Source organism: Solimonas aquatica (assembly GCF_900111015.1).
Lineage (GTDB): Bacteria > Pseudomonadota > Gammaproteobacteria > Nevskiales > Nevskiaceae > Solimonas > Solimonas aquatica.
Genome location: NZ_FOFS01000018.1, coordinates 49,493 through 69,134 on the forward strand (window position 1 = coordinate 49,493; position 19,642 = coordinate 69,134).

Below are 19,642 nucleotides of genomic sequence, written 5' to 3' on the forward strand. Positions count from 1 at the left end.
TAGCCGCGCGCTTGAGCGGCGCGGGGGGCTGCCCTTAGCATGCGGCGGAGTCCGCCAAGGTGAGCCATGAGCCAATTTCCCAGCGATATCTACACCGAACCTTCCGACGTCGACGTCCACACCCTGCGCAATCTCGGCCCGCTGGCCGGCATGGCCGGCGTCTGGGAAGGCACGCGCGGCCTGGACGTGAAGCCCAAGGCCGAGGGCCCGAAGAAGCAGGCCTATGTGGAGCGCATCGAGCTGCAACCCATCGATCCGCAGACCAATGGCCCGCAGCTGCTCTACGGCCTGCGCTACCACACGCATATCACCAAGCCCGGGCAGGTGAAGACCTATCACGATCAGGTGGGCTACTGGCTCTGGGAGCCGGCCACCGGCGGCATCATCCACACCATCGCCATTCCGCGCGGGCAGGTGGTGATGGCTTATGGCCAGGCGGCGGCCGATGCGAAGAGCTTCGAGGTGGTGGCCAAGCTCGAAGATGTGAGCTTCGGCATCCGTTCGGCGCCGTTCCTGGAGCACGCCTTCCGCACCACCGAGTTCCGCATCAAGGTCAGCATCAATGCCGACGGCACCTGGTCCTACGACGAGGACACCGTGCTGATGATCCGTGGCCAGAGCGAGCCTTTTCATCACACGGATCGCAACACCCTGAGCAAGCTCGCGGAGCCGACGCCGAATCCTTTGGCGCGTTGAGGGGGCAAAGCCACCCCTCTCCCCCGGCCCCTCTCCCGCAAGGGGAGAGGGGAAACGTTCCGCTGGTATCAGTAAAGCTTTGATCCGGCCGCAAGTTGAAGCCCCTCTCCCCTCGCGGGAGAGGGGTTGGGGAGAGGGGGCTCTCGCTATCGTCCCGCCCGCCTTGATGCCGCGCGAGCTGCCTTGCGCGCCAGCACGCCGTCGCCTACCACTTCGCAGGCAAAGCCCGCCAGCGTCAAACGCTGACTCACTTCGCGCGGCACATCGCGGCCGCTGGTGAGCTTGTTGGGCGTGCCGGTGTAGTGAAACAGCAGGCCGCCGGCCACCAGCACGCGCGCCAGCTCGCCGTAGAAACGTTGCGAATACAGCTCGCCGGCAATGCCGAAGCGCGGCGGGTCGTGCAGGATGGCGTCGAAGCTGGCATCGGGCAGCGCGCTGATCTCCTGGCTCACATCGGCATGACGCAGCTGCAGGGGCGAGACCGCTTCATGATCCGGTGACCAGGGATTGTGCGTGCGCAGCCAGATCACATCGGGATTCTTCTCGAAGGACAGAATCGAGGCCGCTTGTTCCTGCAGGCACCAGGCCGCGAAGTAACCCAGGCCGCCGCAGGTGTCGAGGATGCGTTTGCCGCGCGGCGCGATCAGCGCCACCTTGTTGCGGGCATCCTCGTAAGGCGAGAGCTGCGCGCTGGGCAGCATCTTGATGCCGTCGATCTCGAAGGTGGGCGCGCCCCATTCGGTGGGCACCAGCTTGATCAGCGCCGTGCCGTAACGCGACAGCGGCGCAAACGCCTGTCCGTCCCAGTAGTAGATCGTGCGGTCCTTGCAGCGCTCGGGGTAGGGATAGCGCTGTTCCTGCCACTGCCAGTGTTCGCGAGCCAGCTGCAGCTGCGTCTGCGTGCGCTGCAGATCCAGCGAGCAGGTGAGCTGCGTTTCGCCGGCATCGCGTGCCGCGCACAGGGCTTGGTGGACGGGCAGGGTGAGCAGGGGACTGGGCATGAGCGGGCGGTGAAGGCGGCCTGTGAGCCTGAGGCGGTGGCCGACCGGACTGCGGATGGGCCTTGGACTGCGGGGCGCATGATGACCGTCCGCGCGCCGGAACTCCACCCGTCGCGGCGCTATGATCCGGCGAGATGCCTCGCTGCCTGGGGCACAGGGCCGTCGGCGGTCATTTCAGGCGCAAACAGGACGCACCATGAACCATCTGAGCAATCTGCAGTTCCTGCTGTTCGACTGGCTGCAGGTCGAGAAGCTGGCGGACCGCGCGCGCTTTGCCGATCTGGACCGCGCCAGCATCACCGCGGTGCTGGAGAACTGCGAGCGCATCGCCGCGCGCGAGTTCGCGCCGCACAACCGCCAGGTGGATGTCGAGGAGCCGCAGTTCGACGGCGAGCGCGTGCAGCTGCCGGCGGTCACCGCCCAGGCGGTGCGGGCTTATATCGAATCCGGCATGCTGGCCGCGAGCCAGGATGCGGCGCTGGGCGGCCTGCAGCTGCCGCGCGTGGCGGAGCTGGCCGGCAACAGCTTCTTTGCGATGGCCAGCATCGCCATGTTTGCCTATCCGATGCTCACGGTCGGCAATGCCAATCTGCTGCTCGCGCATGGCACGGCCAAGCAGAAGGACGTGTTTGCACGCGCCGAGCTGGAAGGGCGCTGGTTCGGCACCATGTGCCTGAGCGAGCCGCAGGCCGGCTCCAGTCTCTCCGATGTCGCCACCCGCGCGCAGCCCGATGGCGAGGATGGCGAGCAGGATCCGCTGGGGCCGCGTTACCGCCTGCGCGGCAACAAGATGTGGATCTCCGCAGGCGAGCACGAGCTGAGCGAGAACATCGTGCATCTGGTGCTGGCCAAGGTGCCGGATGCCCAGGGGCGTCTGCCGGCCGGGGTCAAAGGCCTGTCGCTGTTCATCGTGCCCAAGTATCTGGTGACGGCGGAGGGTGTGCGCACGTCCGAGCGCAATGATGTGGCGCTGGCGGGCCTCAATCACAAGCTGGGTTATCGCGGCACCACCAACACCCTGCTCAATTTCGGCGAAGGCCGATATCGGCCACGCGGCAGCGAGGGCGCCATCGGCTATCGCGTCGGCGCCGAGGGCGAGGGCCTCAAATGCATGTTCCACATGATGAACGAGGCGCGTGTGGGCGTGGGCATGGGCGCGGCGATGCTGGGCATGGCCGGCTATCAGGCCTCGCTCGACTATGCGCAGCAGCGTCGGCAGGGCCGGCCGCTGCAGTCCGGTGGCAAGGATGTCGGCGCGCAGCAGGTGCCGATCATCCAGCACGCCGACATCAAGCGCATGCTGCTGGCGCAGAAGGCTTACTGCGAAGGCGCGCTGGCGCTGCTGCTGTACTGCGCGCAGCTGATCGACCGTCAGCACAGCGGCAATGCCGAAGAAGCGCAGCGTGTCGGACTGCTGCTGGAAATGCTTACGCCGGTGGCCAAGAGCTGGCCCAGCCAGTGGTGTCTGGAAGCCAACAGCCTCGCCATCCAGGTGCACGGCGGGTATGGCTATACGCGCGATTTTCCGGTGGAGCAGCACTGGCGCGACAACCGCCTCAACATGATTCACGAGGGCACGCACGGCATCCAGGGGCTGGACCTGCTCGGCCGCAAGGTGACCATGGCCAAGGGCCAGGGCCTGCGGCTGTTGAGCGTCGAGATGGAAGCGACGATCCGCAAGGCGGGCGGACGCGGGCAACTGCGCGAAGAAGCGGCGGACCTGAGCGCGGCCCTGCAGCAGCTGCTGAGCGTCACGCAGTCAGCCTGGGCCGGTGGCAGGCCCGAAGAAACGCTGGCCAATGCCACGCTTTATCTGCAGGGCTTCGGCCATCTGGTGCTGGCCTGGATCTGGCTGGACGTCGCGCTCAGCGCGCTGGCGCAGGCCGATGAGACGATGCGCGAAGGCAAGCTCGCCGCCTGCCGCTACTTCTTCCGCTACGAGCTGCCCAAGATCGAAGCCTGGCTGCAGCCGGTGGCCCGGCGCGACGACACCTGTCTGCAGGTGCACGAGGCGCATCTGTAGGGACGCGCGGCTGGCTTGCGGCGTAAGGAACTTTTAAGAATCACGCCAAGGCGCCAAGAACGCAGAGGCGCAAAAAGTGCAAAGCCTTGATGCGCGATTCGGCGTCTGAACTTCAATCGCGGTCATGCCCGCTTGCGCGGGCATGAAAAGCAATGTGCCTTGCTTTCTTGCGCCTTGGCGCCTCTGCGTGATTCTCTTCTTGTGCGGGCGCCAGAACGTTCAGGCCGCCGAACGCAGCAGCGCTTTCGCGGCAGCCACTGAAGGCTGAAACTCCAGGGCGCTGTCGGCGATGGGTTCTTCCAGCAGCATCGGCTTGTCACGTTCGTAGTCGTGCAGCACGCGCCAGGGCAGATCGCGGCCTTGTCGCGGCAGGGTGTGCGCCACGCGCTGCACATAGCCGGAAGCCAGATCGAAGATGTTCTTGTCGGGCACCATCTCGCCGGCCGGTGCGCGCGGCGTGGCCACCGCGACCTGGTGCTGCTGCATGTGATTGAGCAGACGGCAGAGATAACGCGCGGCCAGGTCCGCTTTCAGCGTCCAGGGCGCATTGGTGTAGCCGAACAGGATGCCCATGTTGGGGATGTCCTGCACCAGCACCGCCTTGTAGGTCATCAGCTGCTGCGGCTGCATCAGCTTGCCGTCGACTTCCAGCTCGGCGCCGCCGAACAGCTGCACCTGCAGGCCGGTGGCCGAGATGATGATGTCGGCCGGCAGCTCGCGACCGGATTTCAGCAGGATGCCGTTGGCGGTGAAGCGCTCGATGTGGTCGGTGACCACATCGGCCTTGCCGGCGCGGATTGCTGCGAACAGATCACCGTCCGGCACCGCGCAGAGACGTTCGTCCCAGGGCTGGTAGCGCGGCGTGAAGTGCGCCATGTGTTCTTCGCCGCCGAGCGCCTTGCGCACGCCGCGCAGCAGAAAGCCGCGCACGAAGTTCGGATAGCGTCGCGCCAGGCGGTACATCGAACGCTGCAGGAAGATGTTGCGCCAGCGGCCGAAGCGGTACACCCACTGCTGCGGCAGCACATAACCCAGCAGCTGTGAAATCTTGTCCTGCGCGGGAATCGAGAAGATGTAAGTGGGCGAGCGCTGCAGCATGGTGACCTGCGCGGCCTGCTCGGCCATGGCCGGCACCAGGGTCACGGCGGTGGCGCCGCTGCCGATCACCACCACGCGCTTGCCGCGATAGTCCAGGTTCTCCGGCCATTTCTGCGGATGGATGAACTGGCCCTTGAAGTCCGCAAGACCCGCGAACTCCGGCTGATAGCCCTGATCGTAGTTGTAGTAACCGGTGCAGCTGATCAGGAAGCGGCAGGAAAACTCGCGCGTCTGGCCGCTGGCCTCTTCCAGCGCGCTCACCGTCCAGCGCTGCGTGTCGCTGGACCAGCGCGTGCGCGTGATCTTCAGGCCGAAACGGATGTTGCGCTCGATGCCGTACTCACGCGCGGTGTCGCGCACGTAATCGCGGATCGAGCCGCCGGCGGCCAGCACCTGATAGCCGAGCCAGGGACGGAACTCGAAACCGAAGCTGAGCATGTCGGAGTCCGAGCGGATGCCCGGATAGCGGAACAGATCCCAGGTGCCGCCCACGCTCTGGCGGCGTTCCAGAATCGCCACCTTCAGCTGCGGGCATTGCTGCGCCAGATGCACGGCGGTGCCGATGCCCGACAGGCCGGCGCCAATGATCAGCACATCGTATTCCATGGTTCTGCTCTCCCGAATTTTGAAGGGCCATCTTCGCCCGGCGGCGTACGCTGCGGGCATGGCCGCTGCGCCGGGCGGATTGTCCGTGTGGCGAGACTACCTCATGCAAAAGCCCCCGGCGCGTGTGGCGCGCCGAGGGCGGTGTTGCAGATGTTGGGCTCAGGCGTCTGGCGCCAGGGGCTTGAAGTCCGGCTTCTCGCGTACTGCGCAGCTCGGGCAGGGCCAGGTAGCCGGCAGCAGTGCCCAGCGCGTGCCGGGTGCGAAGCCTTCATGCGGGCAGCCCTGCGCTTCGTCGTAGATGTACTCGCAGTTGGGGCACTGGAAGCGCGTGGCCTGCACCGGCGTCGCGACCACCGCTTCTTCCACTGCACTCGATGCCTTGGTCTTGGCCGTGGCGGCGCGATGCCAGCGGGCCATCAGCCTGGCGCGCTTGGGTTCGTAGATGTTGGCCTTGGACAGATCGCCCTTGAAGTGCGCGGCGACCTTGGGGTCCATCAGGCGGTACCAGAGCGGCGGGAAGTAGGCCAGCAGCAGCATCGAGGCATAGCCGGAGGGCAGCTGCGGGGTGTTCTCGAAGTGGCGCAGGGCCTGATAGCGGCGCGTGGGGTTGGCGTGATGATCGGAATGGCGCTGCAGCTGATACAGGAACAGATTGGTGACGATGTGATTGCTGTTCCAGGAGTGATGCGGCTGGCAGCGCTCGTAGCGGCCGGTGCGGGCGTCGAACTGACGCAGCAGGCCGTAGTGCTCCAGATAGTTCACGGTCTCCAGCAGCGAGGCACCGTAAGCGGCCTGCAGCAGCAGGAAGGGCAGCGCGGCCCAGCCCAGCCACAGCGTCAGCGCCGCGAAGAACACCACGGTCATCGCCCAGGCCTGCAGGTTTTCATTGCCCGAGCTGAACACGCTCTTGCCGTTGCGCTGCAGGCGTTCCTTCTCGATGTTCCAGGCCGAGCGCAGGCTGCCGAACACGGTGCGCGGCAGGAACACCCAGAAGCTCTCGCCCATCTTCGAGCTGGCCGGATCATGCGGCGTGGCCACGTTCTTGTGATGGCCCTTGTTGTGCTCGATGAAGAAGTGGCCATAGGCCACCGGCGCCAGCGTCAGCTTGGCCATCCAGCGCTCCGCGCTTTCCTTCTTGTGGCCCAGCTCATGCGCGGTGTTGATCGCCACGCCGTTGACCGCGCCGGTGGTGAACAGCACGCCCACATATTCCCAGATGGCGAGATCGCCGCGCACCGCGAGCCAGGCGCCCAGCGCGGTGACCACGTACTGCATGGGCACGAAGGCGAACACGATGTTGCGGTAATAGCGATCCTCTTCCAGCGCGCGCACCACCGCTTCCGGCGGATTGTTCTGGTCCACGCCCACCAGCCAGTCCAGCAGCGGAATCACGCCGTAGAGCAGGATGAAGGCCGACCAGGTGAACACGCCCCAGCCGGTGGCCAGGAACAGGGCGAAGCCGGCCAGCGCCAGCACCGGAATCATGGGGCTCAGCAGCCACAGGTAGCGCTTGCCGTCGGTCCACTGCACATCGGCCGCATTGAGACTTTGTGTCGTCATTTGGAAACTTCCTCCGAATCCCGCTGGTTCATATGGCAATGACGCCGGTCATTGCGTGCAGCCATTTTTCTTGGGGAAGGCCTGCGCGACCCTGTCATTTCTTGACTTGGGCCTGTCATTTTTCGACATTAGCGGGGTGAGCAAGACCGCCGCCCCTGTGGAAGTGCCTGCGCGCTACTACCTGCGCGCCGCCGAGGTGTTGCTGCGCATGGGGGTGAACGTGCCGCAGCTGCTGGCGGCCGCGCGCATCCGCATCGAGCGCCTGGATCGTCCCGACGCCAGCCTGCCCTTCGAGCAGGTGGAGATCCTGGTCAACGAAGCCTTCCGCCTCACCGGCCGCAGCGACTTCGGCATCGAGGTCGGGCGCACGCTCAAGCTCGGTTCGCACAGCATGGTGGGCTACGGCATGCTCAGCAGCCCGCATGCCGACTACGCCCTGCGGCTGGCGGCACGCTACTTCAAGCTGATCATGCCGGCGTTTCGCATGCGCTACCGCGCCAGTGCCGAGCGCGCCGAGGTGAGCTTTTCGCCGACGCAGCCCATGAGCCACCTCTGCCTGCAGTTTCATCTGGAGGCCCTGGTGTTCGCCACGCATTGCGAGCTGCGCGAGCTGCTCGGCGGCCGCGCGCCGCCCTGCGAGATCTATCTCTCTTATGCCGAGCCAGCCCACGCGGCGCGCTACAGCGAGCTGGACGGCGCGCGCTGTCACTTCGGCTGGGACGTGATGCCCGGCATCCGCATGGTGTTCAGTGGTGACTTCACCGCCTACCCGCTGGCCATGGCCGACCCGTCCGCCCTGCGTCTGGCCGAGGAGCGCTGCAAGGAGCTGGTGCGTAAGGCCGTGGCCGGCGGCAAGATTTCCGACTGGGTGGCGATGATGCTGCGCGAAGCCGGCGGCAGCATGCCCACGCAGGCCGAGCTGGCGCAGACCCTGAACCTGTCGCCGCGCACCCTGGACCGTTATCTGCAGCGCGAGGGCGAGAGCTTCCGCGCGCTGGCCAAGCGCGTGCGGCATGAAAAGGCCTGCGCGCTGATCGAGGCCGGCGAACTGAGCCTGACGCAGATTGCCTATGAGCTGGGCTACAGCGACGCCGCCAACTTCACGCGCGCCTTCCGGCGCGAGGCGGGGCGCAGCCCCAGCGCGCATCGCGAAAGCTCCTGACGCGACCATTGGCGGCCAGGCTGGGCGCAGCCGCGCATCTTTCCGTGCCTCGACATGAGCCAAGACCAGCCATCGTCCGCCCCTGAGCCGTCGTAGCCGTCGTAGCCCGGATGCAGCGCAGCGCAATCCGGGAGCGCGCTGCCGGAAACCGCAACCAGGATCGACGGCATTGCGGTCCCCGGCGTCCGGCGACCCTGCGCGCGGACATGGCGATGAAATGGCGATGTGGCGAGTCATCCGTCCATGCGGTCCGCCGATTTCTGCGGAAGTGCACTATTCGCAGAGCGTGCCCCCGGATTGCGCTTCGCTGCATCCGGGCTACGGGCTACGCGAGTGGTGGCATGAGCATTCCCGGCAGCGCGGGGACATGCATCGATCTGCCGCAGATGTCCCTTTTTTCGGATGACGCCTCTGCCGTTGTGTGCAAGAGCCGCTTGTTTGAAGATGCCATTCAAGCATCTTCAGCAAACAGCCAATTTCTTCATGAGCAAAACCCCCAGCTACTTCACCCCCGCCAGCTTCAAGTTCCTGCGCGATCTCAAGCGCCATAACGAGCGTGACTGGTTCCAGGCCAACAAGGCGCGCTACGAAGCTGAGTTGAAGCAGCCCTGCCTGCGGCTGATCACGGATCTGGCAGAGCCGCTACGCAAGATCAGCGACTGCTATGTGGCCAACCCCAAGCCGGTGGGCGGCTCGCTGTTCCGCATTCACCGCGACACGCGCTTCTCCGGCGACAAGACGCCGTACAAGACGCACGCGGGCATGAGCTTCTATCACCGCGCCACCCGCGAGCAGGCGCGCGGCGGCGCGGGCACGGCGGCATTCGGGCGGCTGGATGCGCCGGTGTTTTATCTGCACATCGAGCCGGGCGAATGCTTTGTCGGCGGCGGGCTCTGGCATCCGATGCCGGAGAGCGTGAAGCGCGTGCGTGATTACATGGTCAGCAATCCGGCGAGCTGGAAGAAGATCACCGGCGATGCCCGTTTTCGCAAAACCTTCGTCATGACCGGCGACAGCCTGTCGCGACCGCCGGCGGGCTTTGCCAAGAATCACGAACTGATCGAGGACCTCAAGCGCAAGGACTTCGTCTGTTCGGCGGCCCTGCCGGATGAGGCGCTCTGCCAGCCGGATGTGCTCAAGACCCTGATGCGCCACTTCACCCTGGCGGCGCCGCTGCTGGACTGGCTGTGCGGCGCGCTGGATCTCGAATTCTGAAGATCACGCCGGGGCCGGGGCTAACCCATATGTAGCAGGCGTGGGCCAGCGGTCTGGCTATGATCCGGCAAGACTCTTACCGTGCCCCAGATCATGAGCGAACCGGAAACCAAACCCACGCGCATTCCCCCCATCGTCACGCTCGACGCCAAGTTCTTCTGGGACGGCGCCGACCGCGAGGAATTCCTGGGCGAGCGCTGCGGCGACTGCGGGCATTACACCTTTCCGCCGCGGCCGATGTGCCCGCAGTGCTTCAGTCTCAAGCGTGAGCATGTGCCCTTGAGCGGGCGCGGCACGGTGGTGGGCTGGACCATTCCGCGGCATCCCATGCCCTTCGGTTTCAAGGAGTCGCCGGTGGTGGCGGTGATCGAGCTGGAGGAAGGCATCCGCATGGTCTCCAACGTGGTGGAGGTGGCCTACGAGCAGATGAAGCCGGGCCTGCCGGTGCAGGTGGCCTTTGCGCCGACCATGAACAATCACAAGGTGCCGGTGTTCAAGCCGCGCAGCGCGTAAGACAAAGAGAACCACCATGGCGCGTCAGTTCACCGAAGCGGCGATTGCCGGCATCGGCCACACCGAATTCTCCAAGGCTTCCGGGCGCAGCGAGCTGCAGCTGGCCGCCGAATGCGCCAAGGCCGCCTGCGATGATGCCGGCGTCAGCCCGCATGACATCGACGGCATGATCACCTTCACCATCGACAACAGCGACGAGGTCAATCTCGCGCGCTGCCTGGGCGTGAAGGATCTGGCCTATACCACGCGCATTCCCGGCGGCGGCGCGGCGGCGGCGGCCACGCTGTACCAGGCGATGGCCATGGTCAACGCCGGCCTGTGCAACAACGTGCTGATCTGGCGCGCGATGAACGAGCGCAGCCAGTACCGCTTCGGCCAGAACCCGCAGCAGCAACAGATGCAGTACCAGTCCGGCAATGGCACCGGCTCGCTGCTCTGGTGCGTGCCCTACGGCGCGATGACGCCGGCCAGCTGGGGTGCGCTGCAGGCGGCGGCGTACATGCACCAGTACGGCGTGACGAACCGCGACCTCGGCTACATCAGCGTGCAGCAGCGCGCCTATGCGGCGAACAATCCGCACGCCTGGTTCTACGGCAAGCCGATCACGCTGGAAGACCATCAGAACTCCAAGTGGATCCAGGAGCCCTGGCTGCGCCTGCTGGACTGCTGTCAGGAATCCGATGGCGGCGTGGCGATTCTGGTCACCAGCCTGGCGCGTGCCCGCGATCTCAAGCAGAAGCCCGTGCGCCTGGTCGGTGCCGCGCAGAGCATTCCTTACAACGTGGAAGTGATCTCCAACTACTACCACGCCGATCTCACCGTGATGCCGGAAGCGCGCGGCGTGGCCAAACGCTTGTGGGCGCAGACGGGTCTTTCGCCCGCCGACATGCAGGCGGCGATGATCTACGACGCCTTCTCGCCGCATGTGCTGCTGCAGCTGGAAGCCTTCGGCTTCTGCAAGCCGGGCGAGGCCAAGGACTTCGTGAAGTCCGGCGGCATGAGCCTGGACGGCGCGCTGCCCACCAATACCAATGGCGGTCTTTCCGGCGAGGCCTACATCCACGGCATGAACAGCATGATCGAGGGCGTGCGGCAGATACGCGGCACCTCGCACAACCAGGTCAAGCGCCGCAAGGTGGAGCACGTGCTGCTGTCCTCGGGCATGGCCGGCGCGGTGCTCGCGGCAGACTGATGCCGCTGCAGCTGAGCTTCGATACCGGTCTTGCCGCGCCCGGCGAGGCGCCGCTGCGTCTGGCCGTGGATGTCTTTCTGCCGCCCGCTGGCGCAGCGCCCCGGGCGCTGCTCTGGTGTCTGCCCGGCGGACACATGAACCGCCACTACTACGACCTGCTGCCCGAGGATGGCGACGCCAGCTTCAGCTTCGCGCGCACGCTCAGCGCGCAGGGCTATGTGGTGGCCAGCGTCGATTACCTGGGCGTGGGCGACAGCAGCCGGCCCGAGGACGGCTGGCGCTGCACGCCGGCGTTTCTCACCCAGGCCAGTCAGCGCGCTTATGAAGCCCTGCAGGCGCGGCTGCAGGCCGGCGAGCTGCCGGGCCTGCCGGCGCTGAAGCTGCCCAGCATCGGCGTCGGCCATTCCATGGGCGCGATGATGACCCTGCTGCAGCAGGCTGAGCATGCGCCGCATGCCGGCGTGGTGCTGCTGGGCTTTTCCACGCGCGGGCTGCCCGAATACGTGCCGGCGCAGTGGCGCAACCAGTCGCTGGAAGCGCTGCGCGCGCAGCTGCCGGCGCTGACGCGCCAGCTGTTCGCCGAGCCCTATTCGCAGCCGCAGAGCACGCGTGAGTCGCGCGGCATCTTTGGCGGACGCAGCGCCGATCCGCGTGCGGTGGCGGCGCTCAAGCGGGCCGGCGCGCCGCTGCTGGCGCAGCCGGCCACGCTGTCGATGCTGCCGGGCAATGTCAGTGCCGAGGCCGCGCAGCTGCGCGTGCCCTTGTTTCTGGGCCTGGGCGAGCAGGATATGGCCGGTGAGCCGCGCGCCATTGCCGCGGCCTTCACGGCCTGCCCGGAAATTGCCCTGCATATCGCCGCCGGCGCGGGTCATGCGCATTTCCTGTTTGCCTCGCGCCTGCGCCTGATGGCGCAGATCGCGCACTGGGGCCGGGGGCTTTAGCCGCGCCGGGGTGCGGGCTTGCCGCCCAGGTCATGCGCCCGCGCCATACGGGGGATTGCCGGGGCGGCGGTGGTGTCGGACCATGCACGCTTTGCAACACATCAAGCTTTTTGGGAGAGACGGTATGGCGGCGGTTCTGAAGGCGGGCTCGCGGTTCAAGAGCGCGGTCTGCGACACGCAGGTGATGCTGGTGAAGGCGCCGGCCGGTGAGCATGTGCTCAGCTGCGGCGGCGTGGAAATGATTGCGCCCACCGCCACGGGCGGCGGCACCCCGGCTCCGGAATTTGCCGGCGGCACGATGATCGGCAAGCGCTATGTGAACGCCGATGAATCCCTGGAAGTGCTCTGCACCAAGGGCGGCGCCGGCAGCCTGGCGCTCAACGGCGAGGCGCTGCAGGTGAAGCAGGCCAAGCAGCTGCCGTCTTCGGACTGACTGCCCGTGCCTGACGCGGGCATGACCGCCAAGGCAGGGCAGGCACGCATGAAATTCATCATCGAACAACGCATCGATATCGCCGCCCCGGCCGAGCTGGTCTGGCAGGTGCTCAGCGATCTGCCGCGCTACGGCGAGTGGAATCCCTTCTGCATCGAATGCCGCTCCAGCCTCAGGCCCGGCGCGCCCATCGACATGAAGGTGAAGCTCATGCGCCGCCCGCAGACGCAGCGCGAATGGATGCTGCGCTACGAGGCGGGGCGCGGCTTCGCCTACCAGATGAAGCCCGTGCCCCTGGGCGCGCTGTCCTCGCTGCGCTTTCATGAGCTGCAGGTGCTGGACGCGCAGCGCACGCGCTATCGCTCCTATTTCCATCTGCAGGGCTGGCTCAAGCCCCTGGTGCTGGCGCTGTTCCGCCGCCAGCTGCAAGAGGGCTTCGCCGGCATGACGCAGGCCTTGAGCCAGCGCGCTGAAGCGCTGTGGCAACAGCAGCAAGCCCGCTAGCGGAGGCGGATTTCGCCACGCGCTATGCGCAGCATTTGCTGGCGCAGCTGCAGGCCGGGCCCTTGCACAGCGCCGCCGCGCCGCCGGGCCTGCAACGCCATCCCGCCATCGCCTGGGCGCAGTCCGGCCTGATGCCGCTCTGTGGCGAGCCCGAGGGTGCGCCGCAGCTCTGTCCCCTGCCTTTGCCGTCCTGCGCCGATGCCGCGCTGGCGGCGCTCGCACAGCTCAGCGGCGCGGCGGCCCTGCGCGGTTTCTCCGGCGCACAGCTCCTGAGTGAACGTGCCGCGCTCATGCAGCTCACACGCGGCGGCGCCATCAGCGCCGGCGGCGCCTGCCACCTGCTGGACACTCGCGAGGGCGGCATCGCCCTGAGCCTGCCGCGTGAAGAAGACTGGGAGCTGCTGCCGGCCTGGCTGCAGGATGGCCAGGCGGTGGATGTGGGCGACTGGTCGGCGCTGCAGGCGAGGCTGGTTCTGCAGGCGCGCGATGAGCTGCTGGAACGCGCGCAGCTGCTGGGCCTGGCCTGTGCCGCCGATGTGGATGCAGCGTCGCAAGCCGTGCCCTGGCTGCGTGTCCTGCACGGCGCGCCGCTGCATGGCGTGAACGCGCCGCGCCGCCCGCCGCGCGTGCTGGAGCTGGCCTCGCTGTGGGCGGGGCCCTTGTGCGGACATCTCTTGCAGCTCGCCGGCGCCGAGGTGGTGAAGCTGGAAAGCTGGCAGCGCCCGGATGGCGCGCGGCGCGGCAATCGCGATTTCTATGATCTGCTCAATGCCGGCAAGCGCAGCGTGGCGCTGGACTTCGCCAGCCGCGAAGGCCGTGCCCAGCTGCGGGCGCTGATCGCGCACGCCGACATCGTCATCGAAGGCTCGCGGCCGCGCGCGCTGCGGCAGCTGGGCATCGTCGCCGAAGAACTGCTGGCCGAGCAGCCGCGCCTGAGCTGGATCGCGATCAGCGCCTACGGGCGCAGCGCCGAGCAGGAACTGCGCATCGGTTACGGCGATGACGTGGGGGTGGGCGCAGGCTTGTCGGCAATCCAGGCGCAGGCCTGCGGGCAGCGCATGTTCATCGGTGATGCGATTGCCGATCCGCTCGCCGGCCTGCACGCGGCGCTCGCGGCCTGGGCCAGTCATGCCAGCGGCGGCGGACGCTTGATCGAGGTCTCGCTGTGTGGCGTGCTGCGGCATATCGTCGAGTCTGCGCGGCTGCCGGAGGCTGCCGCCTGGCGCGAGCGTTACGTGCGCTGGATGGCGGCCGCCGGCACGCCGGCCACGCCGGTGCCGCGCCGCGCCCCTGCGCTTGCCGCGGCGCTGGGCGCGGACACGCAGAGCCTGCTGCGCGACTGGGCGGTCCCGTGCTGATCCGCAATGCGAGCCTGGTGGATGCGCGGCGCGTGGATCTGCGCATCGAAGGCGCGCGGCTCGTGGCGCTGGCCGCGCAGCTGCCGCCGCAGCCCGCTGAGGAGGTGCTCGATGCGCAAGGCGGCCTGATGGTGGCGGGCCTGCGCGATCATCATCTGCATCTGCAATCGGCCGCTGCCGCGCGTGCCGCGATCGTCTGTGGGCCACCGCAGGTGATGAATGCCGGGCAGCTGGCCACGCGTCTGCGCGAGGCCGCGCGCGAGGGCGAGGGCTGGCTGCGTGGCATCGGTTATCACGAGTCGGTGGCCGGCGAGCTGGATGCCGATTTTCTGCAGGACTGCGTGCCGGATCGGCCGCTGCGCGTACAGCATCGCAGCGGCCGCCTGTGGATACTCAATCGCTGCGCGCTGCGCGAGATCGGGCTGCGTGATGCGGACCGCGATCATCCCGGCGAGCGCGTGCAGGGCCGGCTCAGCGGGCGCTTCTACGATGCCGATCTGTGGCTGCGCGCGCGCGTGCCGCGTCAGCGCCCGCCCCTGCACGCGCTGAGCCGCGAGCTTGCGTCGCGCGGCGTGGTGGCGCTCTGCGATGCCACGCCGCACAACAGCCCGGATGATTTTGCGCACTTCGCAGACGCCCAGGCGCGCGGCGAACTGCTGCAGAAGCTGATGCTGATGGGGGATGCCAGCCTGGATGCGCAGCGCGCGCTGCCGGGCCTGGTGGTGGGTGCGCACAAGTTTCACCTGCACGAGCACGACTTGCCCGGCTTCGACGTGCTCTGTGCGCAGATCCGCGCCGCGCATGCGGCGGGACGCGCCGCCGCCTTTCATTGCGTGACGCGCACCGATCTGAGCTTTGCGCTGGCGGCCCTGGAAGAAGCCGGCGCGCAGCCGGGTGATCGCATCGAGCATGCGGCGGTGACGCCGCCGGAACTGATGGACTGGATCGCGCGCCTGAAGCTGCGGGTGATCACGCAGCCGCAGTTCATCGCCGAACGCGGCGATGCCTATGCGCGCGAGGTGGAGGCGCAGGATCAGCCCTGGTTGTATCGCCTGCGCGGCTTCATCACCGCCGGCGTGCCCCTGGCGGCCGGCAGCGATGCACCCTTCGGCGCCCTCGATCCCTGGGCGGCGATGCAGGCGGCTGTGACGCGGCGCAGCGCCGGCGGGGTGCTGCTGGGCGAAGCCGAGGCGCTGAGCCCGGAAGAAGCGCTGTCCCTGTTCACGGCGCCGCTGACGCAGCCGCAGCGCGGTCCGCTGCTGCCGGCGCCGGATGCGCCTGCGGATTTATGCCTGCTGCAACAGGACTGGCGCAGCCTGCGCGGCGCACTGGATCGCGCCCGCGTGCGCGCCTGCTGGCGCGAGGGGCGGCTGATTCATCGGGCGGACTGAAGCTTCTTGGGTTTTCCAGTCGTGCCCGCGCCAGCGGGCAGCCCGCCGGCGCGGGCATGATGGAGCGGGCGGCATCTGCTTCTCGTCCGACCGGGGGAAGCCGCCGGAGGTACAAGACCTGGACACTCCAGCTTCCCGAATGCAGGAGGGCTTCCCCATGCAGCAGTGGATTTGCGCGATCTGCGGTTTCATTTATGACGAGGCCAAGGGCATGCCCGATCACGGCATTGCGCCGGGCACGCGCTTCGCCGATCTGCCGGATGACTGGGTCTGTCCCGAATGCGGCTCGCCCAAGGATTCCTTCGAACCCTACCCGGGCTGATGTACTCGGTTCGGACGAGGCATGCGCACAGAGAGCTTTTAAGATCGCTGGCACGATGCGGGAACAGGCATCGAACAAACTGCGTATCGCGGTTCACCACCGCCGAGGAGAACACATGAAGCTGAATGCAGCGCTTGCCGCAGCCGCGCTCGCCGCGCTGGCGGCCTTGCCGGCGCAGGCCAAGGTCGGCGCCGACAAGGCCGCCGAGCTCAATGGCCCCAAGCTCACTTGCATGGGCGCCGAGCGCGCCGGCAGCGCCTCGGGCGTGGCCGAGTACACCGGCAAGTACCAGGGCACCTGGCCGGGCCTGTCCAAGCCTTATGGTTTCGATCCCGGCCCCTACAAGGATGAAAAGCCTTCGTTCTCGATCACCGCGCAGAACATGGCGCAGTACGAGGACAAGCTCACCGAAGGCCAGAAGGCGCTGTTCAAGCAGTATCCGCAGTCGTATCGCATGGACGTGTATCCCAGCCATCGCGATTTCCGCAATGCCGACTGGGTCTGCGACACCGTGAAGAAGAACGCGGTGAGCGCGGAGCTGGTTCATGACGGCTATGGCATCAGCGGCACCACCGGCGCGATTCCGTTTCCGTTTCCGCAGAGCGGCCTGGAGGCGATCTGGAACATCATCAATCCGCATCGCGCCTGGTCGGAAAAAGCGGTCTGCGATATCGCCGATGTCTATGCCAACGGCAGCATCGCCTGGGGCCGCAACAAGTTCATGACCCTGAACCTGGGCAACAATCCGGACCCGGCCAAGCGCGCCAGCTATCAGGACAAGATCAACTCCTACTTCTACACCAGCTATCTGCTGCCGGAGCGCGACAAGGGCTTCACCGCCGTGGGCTATCAGCCCAATGACTTCAAGAACGACGCCACCATGTCCTGGCAGTACAGCCCCGGCATCCGCCGCGTGCGTCAGGCGCCGGAAGTCTGCTGCGACTACCCGGTGCCGCCGGCCGGTCTGCGCACGGTGGATGATGACTACGTGTTCAACGGCTCGCCCGAGCGCTACACCTGGAAGCTGGTCGGCAAGAAGGAAATCTATGTGCCGTACAACAACTTCAAGGCCAACGATCCTTCGGTGAAGTACAAGGATCTGATCAAGCCCAACACCATCAATCCCGACTACGTGCGCTACGAGCTGCATCGCGTGTGGATCGTCGAGGGCACGCTCAAGGACGGCTTCCGCCACATCTACGGCAAACGTCGTCTCTACGCCGATGAGGACAGCTGGCTGGCGCTGTGGGCCGACAACTACGACGGCCGTGGTCAGCTCTGGCGCGTGGCCTTCGTCAACTACTTCTACTCGCAGGAGTCCAAGGCCTATCACCGTGGCGCCTCGGTGTATCACGACCTCACTTCCAAGGCTTACGAGGCCGGCTATCTCACCAACGAACGTGGCGAGGATTGGTGGCGCATCAACACGCCGCTGACACCGGCAATGTTCAGCCCCGAAGCCGCAGCGCGCGGCGGCCACTGAAGGCCCTCGCGTCATGAACGCCGTGCTCAGGGAGCAGAACGCCTACGCGGGCCTGTACGCGCGCATGCTGGAGAAGTCGCGCGAGCTGGCGCTGACCACGGCCGCCACGCGCGCGGCCAAGCTGGGCAAGCTGCTGCAGGCGATACTCGACGCACGGCCGGCGATTCTCGAAGCCGGACATCGGGAGCTGCGCTTGTCGGCCACCGATGTCGATATGCAGCTCTTGATGATCAAGAGCGAGGCGGAGTTCATCGCGCAGCATCTGCACGAGTGGATGGCGACGCAGGCGATTCCCGTGTCGCTGATGAGCCTGGGCAAGAAGAGCTATGTGCGCTACGAGCCCAAGGGCGTGGTGCTGCATCTGTCCACCTGGAACGCGCCGATTGCCGAAGGTTTCGTGGTGGCTTTCGGTGCGATTGCGGCGGGCTGTCCCTTCCTGCTCAAGCCCTCGGAACTCGCGCCGCATTCGGCGCAGGTGCTGGCCGACATCGTCGCGCGCGTGTTCGAGGAGGACGAGTTTGCGGTGGTGCAGGGCGCGGCCGATGCCGCGACGCAGCTGCTGGCCTTGCCCTTCAATCACATCTTCTACATCGGCGGCCATGCCGTGGGCCGCATCGTGCTGCGTGCAGCGGCCGAGCATTTCGCCACCGTCACGCTGGAGATGGGCGGCAAGAATCCGGTGATTGTCGATGCCAGCGCCGATCCTGCCGAAGCCGGACGCAAGCTGGCCTGGGGGCGCGTGGCCAATGCCGGGCAGGTCTGTCTGGCGCCGGACTATGCGCTGGTGCATGAGGCCGTGCTCTCGCCATTCGTCGCCGAGCTGCGCAAATCGATGACCGCGATGTACAACGCCGATGGTCGCGGCTTCCAGAACAGCGGCGATCTGCCGCGCATCGTCAACCGTCGGCACTTCGAACGCATCAAGAGCCTGCTCGACGATGCCCTGGCCAAGGGCGCGCAGCTGGCGCTGGGCGGCGAGACCGATGGCGATGATCTCTACATCTCGCCCACCATCCTCACCGGCGTGAGCGAGGACATGCGCATCATGCAGGAGGAGATTTTCGGGCCCATCATCTGCGTGCTGCCGTTCACGCGGCGCGAGGACGCCATCGCCACCATCCGCCGTCGCCCCAAGCCCCTGGGTTCGTACATCTTTGCCAAGGAGCGCGAGGCCATCGACTGGTATCTGGCGCGCACCAGTTCCGGCAGCACCGTGGTCAACCACAATCTGATCCAGTCCGGCACCAACCCGCATCTGCCCTTCGGTGGCGTGAATGCCAGCGGCCAGGGTCGCATCGGCGGGCGCTACACCTTCCTGGAATGCAGCAATGCCCGTGCGGTGGTGGAAGAGGGTCCGCCGGTGGGCGATCCGAACCTGATGTTCCCGCCGTACTCCGACAAGTACAAAGGCATGATCGCGCAGATGCTGGCCAAGCCCGTGAAGCTGCCGGCCTGGCTGGTGAAGGCCTTCGATGGCCTGATCCGCGGTACGGCGCGGCTGAAAGGCCAGCGCTTCTAGAGCATTTTCGAGTTATCTGTTTACGTACCCTGATGAGGCGAAGTAGTTGCTGCATTCCTGTGGCGTGAAGGCGTCGAGTAGCTCGCCGATGTGATCCCAGAGGGCGTCGACCGTACGCAAGGCGGCCTTGCGCAGCAAGGCCTTGAGCTTGGCGAAGAGTTTCTCGATGGGATTGAGGTCAGGGGAGTACGGCGGCAGATAGACGATGGTTGCGCCCCGCGCTGTGATCGCTTCCTTCACCCCCGCGACTTTGTGGCTGCCCAGGTTATCGGCGATAACGATGTCACCGGATCGTAGCGTCGGGCACAGGAATTCCCGCACATATTCGAGGAATGTCGCGCCATCCATAGGGCCATCGATGACCAGCGGCGCCGTGACGCTGTCATGGCGCAGGCCGGTAATGAACGTCGTGGTTTTCCAGTGCCCGTGTGGCACCGATGCGACGCAGCGCTGCCCTCTGGGGGCGCGACCGTAGCGTCGCGCCATATTCGTGCTCGCCCAAGTCTCATCAAGGAAAACCAGCTTTTCTGGATCCAGCGAAGTTTGCTGGGCCTGCCAATCACGTCGTGCCTTCTGCACGTCGGCGCGCTCTTGCTCGCTGGCGTGCAGGGTTTTTTTTAAGACT

At 66.6% G+C, this 19,642-nt stretch carries 18 protein-coding genes; 14 read left to right on the top strand and 4 right to left on the bottom strand.

The features are described 5' to 3' along the window. Nucleotides 1-66: 66 nt before the first annotated feature. Entirely contained in the window at nt 67-696 is a 630-nt protein-coding gene (locus tag BMY12_RS18775) for an FABP family protein (protein ID WP_093289442.1), read from the top strand. A gap of 146 nt (nt 697-842) precedes the next feature. Here BMY12_RS18775 and BMY12_RS18780 read toward each other — a convergent pair whose 3' ends face one another. Beyond that, complete coding sequence (locus BMY12_RS18780; RefSeq protein ID WP_093289444.1) at nt 843-1,697, bottom strand: class I SAM-dependent methyltransferase; 855 nt, start codon at nt 1,695-1,697, stop codon at nt 843-845. A gap of 196 nt (nt 1,698-1,893) precedes the next feature. Here BMY12_RS18780 and BMY12_RS18785 point away from each other — a divergent pair, with 196 nt between their 5' ends. Further along, nucleotides 1,894-3,720, top strand: a complete 1,827-nt coding sequence (locus BMY12_RS18785; RefSeq protein ID WP_093289445.1) for an acyl-CoA dehydrogenase — start codon at nt 1,894-1,896, stop codon at nt 3,718-3,720. Between the two features lie 219 nt (nt 3,721-3,939). Here BMY12_RS18785 and BMY12_RS18790 read toward each other — a convergent pair whose 3' ends face one another. Together BMY12_RS18790 and BMY12_RS20840 are read right to left on the bottom strand one after the other, a co-directional pair. Further along, entirely contained in the window at nt 3,940-5,424 is a 1,485-nt protein-coding gene (locus BMY12_RS18790; protein WP_093289447.1) for a flavin-containing monooxygenase, read from the bottom strand. Nucleotides 5,425-5,583: 159 nt separating this feature from the next. Continuing rightward, nucleotides 5,584-6,984 carry a fatty acid desaturase gene (locus BMY12_RS20840; protein WP_093289448.1) on the bottom strand — a complete coding sequence of 467 codons (1,401 nt, stop codon included), beginning with the start codon at nt 6,982-6,984 and terminating at the stop codon, nt 5,584-5,586. A gap of 136 nt (nt 6,985-7,120) precedes the next feature. Between BMY12_RS20840 and BMY12_RS18800 the strand changes: the two genes are divergently transcribed. From BMY12_RS18800 to BMY12_RS18855, 12 genes are all read left to right on the top strand, one after another. Continuing rightward, nucleotides 7,121-8,146, top strand: a complete 1,026-nt coding sequence (locus BMY12_RS18800; RefSeq protein WP_093289450.1) for an AraC family transcriptional regulator — start codon at nt 7,121-7,123, stop codon at nt 8,144-8,146. 483 nt (nt 8,147-8,629) lie between these two features. Next, nucleotides 8,630-9,361: a DUF2461 domain-containing protein gene (locus BMY12_RS18805; protein WP_093289451.1), complete on the top strand. Its 732-nt coding sequence runs from the start codon at nt 8,630-8,632 to the stop codon at nt 9,359-9,361. A 93-nt stretch (nt 9,362-9,454) separates the two neighbouring features. Further along, nucleotides 9,455-9,874, top strand: coding sequence for a Zn-ribbon domain-containing OB-fold protein (locus BMY12_RS18810; protein WP_093289453.1), 420 nt, complete (start codon nt 9,455-9,457; stop codon nt 9,872-9,874). Between the two features lie 16 nt (nt 9,875-9,890). After that, nucleotides 9,891-11,066, top strand: coding sequence for a thiolase C-terminal domain-containing protein (locus tag BMY12_RS18815; RefSeq protein WP_093289454.1), 1,176 nt, complete (start codon nt 9,891-9,893; stop codon nt 11,064-11,066). Next, nucleotides 11,066-12,007 (top strand): alpha/beta hydrolase, encoded by a 942-nt coding sequence (locus BMY12_RS18820; protein ID WP_093289456.1) that lies wholly within the window; start codon nt 11,066-11,068, stop codon nt 12,005-12,007. The genes BMY12_RS18815 and BMY12_RS18820 overlap by 1 nt, the downstream gene beginning before the upstream one ends. Before the next feature lie 124 nt (nt 12,008-12,131). Continuing rightward, nucleotides 12,132-12,440: a hypothetical protein gene (locus BMY12_RS18825; RefSeq protein WP_093289457.1), complete on the top strand. Its 309-nt coding sequence runs from the start codon at nt 12,132-12,134 to the stop codon at nt 12,438-12,440. 48 nt (nt 12,441-12,488) lie between these two features. Continuing rightward, a complete protein-coding gene (locus BMY12_RS18830) occupies nt 12,489-12,944 on the top strand; it encodes an SRPBCC domain-containing protein (RefSeq protein ID WP_093289471.1) in 456 nt (151 codons plus the stop codon). After that, the gene (locus tag BMY12_RS18835) at nt 12,920-14,302 is read left to right on the top strand and encodes a CoA transferase (protein ID WP_143069011.1); all 1,383 of its coding nucleotides are present in this window, start codon (nt 12,920-12,922) and stop codon (nt 14,300-14,302) included. Before BMY12_RS18830 ends, BMY12_RS18835 begins: the two co-directional genes overlap by 25 nt. Then, nucleotides 14,296-15,693: an amidohydrolase family protein gene (locus BMY12_RS18840; protein ID WP_093289460.1), complete on the top strand. Its 1,398-nt coding sequence runs from the start codon at nt 14,296-14,298 to the stop codon at nt 15,691-15,693. Before BMY12_RS18835 ends, BMY12_RS18840 begins: the two co-directional genes overlap by 7 nt. 157 nt (nt 15,694-15,850) lie before the next feature. Next, entirely contained in the window at nt 15,851-16,015 is a 165-nt protein-coding gene (locus BMY12_RS18845; RefSeq protein WP_093289472.1) for a rubredoxin, read from the top strand. A 115-nt stretch (nt 16,016-16,130) separates the two neighbouring features. After that, a complete protein-coding gene (locus tag BMY12_RS18850; protein ID WP_093289462.1) occupies nt 16,131-17,498 on the top strand; it encodes a DUF1329 domain-containing protein in 1,368 nt (455 codons plus the stop codon). Between the two features lie 13 nt (nt 17,499-17,511). Beyond that, a complete protein-coding gene (locus BMY12_RS18855) occupies nt 17,512-19,017 on the top strand; it encodes an aldehyde dehydrogenase family protein (RefSeq protein WP_093289463.1) in 1,506 nt (501 codons plus the stop codon). Between the two features lie 12 nt (nt 19,018-19,029). Here BMY12_RS18855 and BMY12_RS18860 read toward each other — a convergent pair. Further along, the coding region (locus BMY12_RS18860) for an IS630 family transposase (RefSeq protein WP_143069012.1) at nt 19,030-19,642 on the bottom strand (613 nt) is incomplete at its 5' end.

Excerpts from the sequence above, each read along its gene's own strand:
- BMY12_RS18850 (WP_093289462.1), top strand. The coding sequence starts at position 16,131 with ATGAAGCTGAATGCAGCGCTTGCCGCAGCCGCGCTCGCCGCGCTGGCG.
- BMY12_RS18805 (WP_093289451.1), top strand. The coding sequence starts at position 8,630 with ATGAGCAAAACCCCCAGCTACTTCACCCCCGCCAGCTTCAAGTTCCTG.
- BMY12_RS18785 (WP_093289445.1), top strand. The coding sequence starts at position 1,894 with ATGAACCATCTGAGCAATCTGCAGTTCCTGCTGTTCGACTGGCTGCAG.
- BMY12_RS18815 (WP_093289454.1), top strand. The coding sequence starts at position 9,891 with ATGGCGCGTCAGTTCACCGAAGCGGCGATTGCCGGCATCGGCCACACC.
- BMY12_RS18775 (WP_093289442.1), top strand. The coding sequence starts at position 67 with ATGAGCCAATTTCCCAGCGATATCTACACCGAACCTTCCGACGTCGAC.
- BMY12_RS18820 (WP_093289456.1), top strand. The coding sequence starts at position 11,066 with ATGCCGCTGCAGCTGAGCTTCGATACCGGTCTTGCCGCGCCCGGCGAG.
- BMY12_RS18855 (WP_093289463.1), top strand. The coding sequence starts at position 17,512 with ATGAACGCCGTGCTCAGGGAGCAGAACGCCTACGCGGGCCTGTACGCG.
- BMY12_RS18830 (WP_093289471.1), top strand. The coding sequence starts at position 12,489 with ATGAAATTCATCATCGAACAACGCATCGATATCGCCGCCCCGGCCGAG.
- BMY12_RS18780 (WP_093289444.1), bottom strand. The coding sequence starts at position 1,697 with ATGCCCAGTCCCCTGCTCACCCTGCCCGTCCACCAAGCCCTGTGCGCG.
- BMY12_RS20840 (WP_093289448.1), bottom strand. The coding sequence starts at position 6,984 with ATGACGACACAAAGTCTCAATGCGGCCGATGTGCAGTGGACCGACGGC.
- BMY12_RS18790 (WP_093289447.1), bottom strand. The coding sequence starts at position 5,424 with ATGGAATACGATGTGCTGATCATTGGCGCCGGCCTGTCGGGCATCGGC.
- BMY12_RS18825 (WP_093289457.1), top strand. The coding sequence starts at position 12,132 with ATGGCGGCGGTTCTGAAGGCGGGCTCGCGGTTCAAGAGCGCGGTCTGC.
- BMY12_RS18845 (WP_093289472.1), top strand. The coding sequence starts at position 15,851 with ATGCAGCAGTGGATTTGCGCGATCTGCGGTTTCATTTATGACGAGGCC.
- BMY12_RS18810 (WP_093289453.1), top strand. The coding sequence starts at position 9,455 with ATGAGCGAACCGGAAACCAAACCCACGCGCATTCCCCCCATCGTCACG.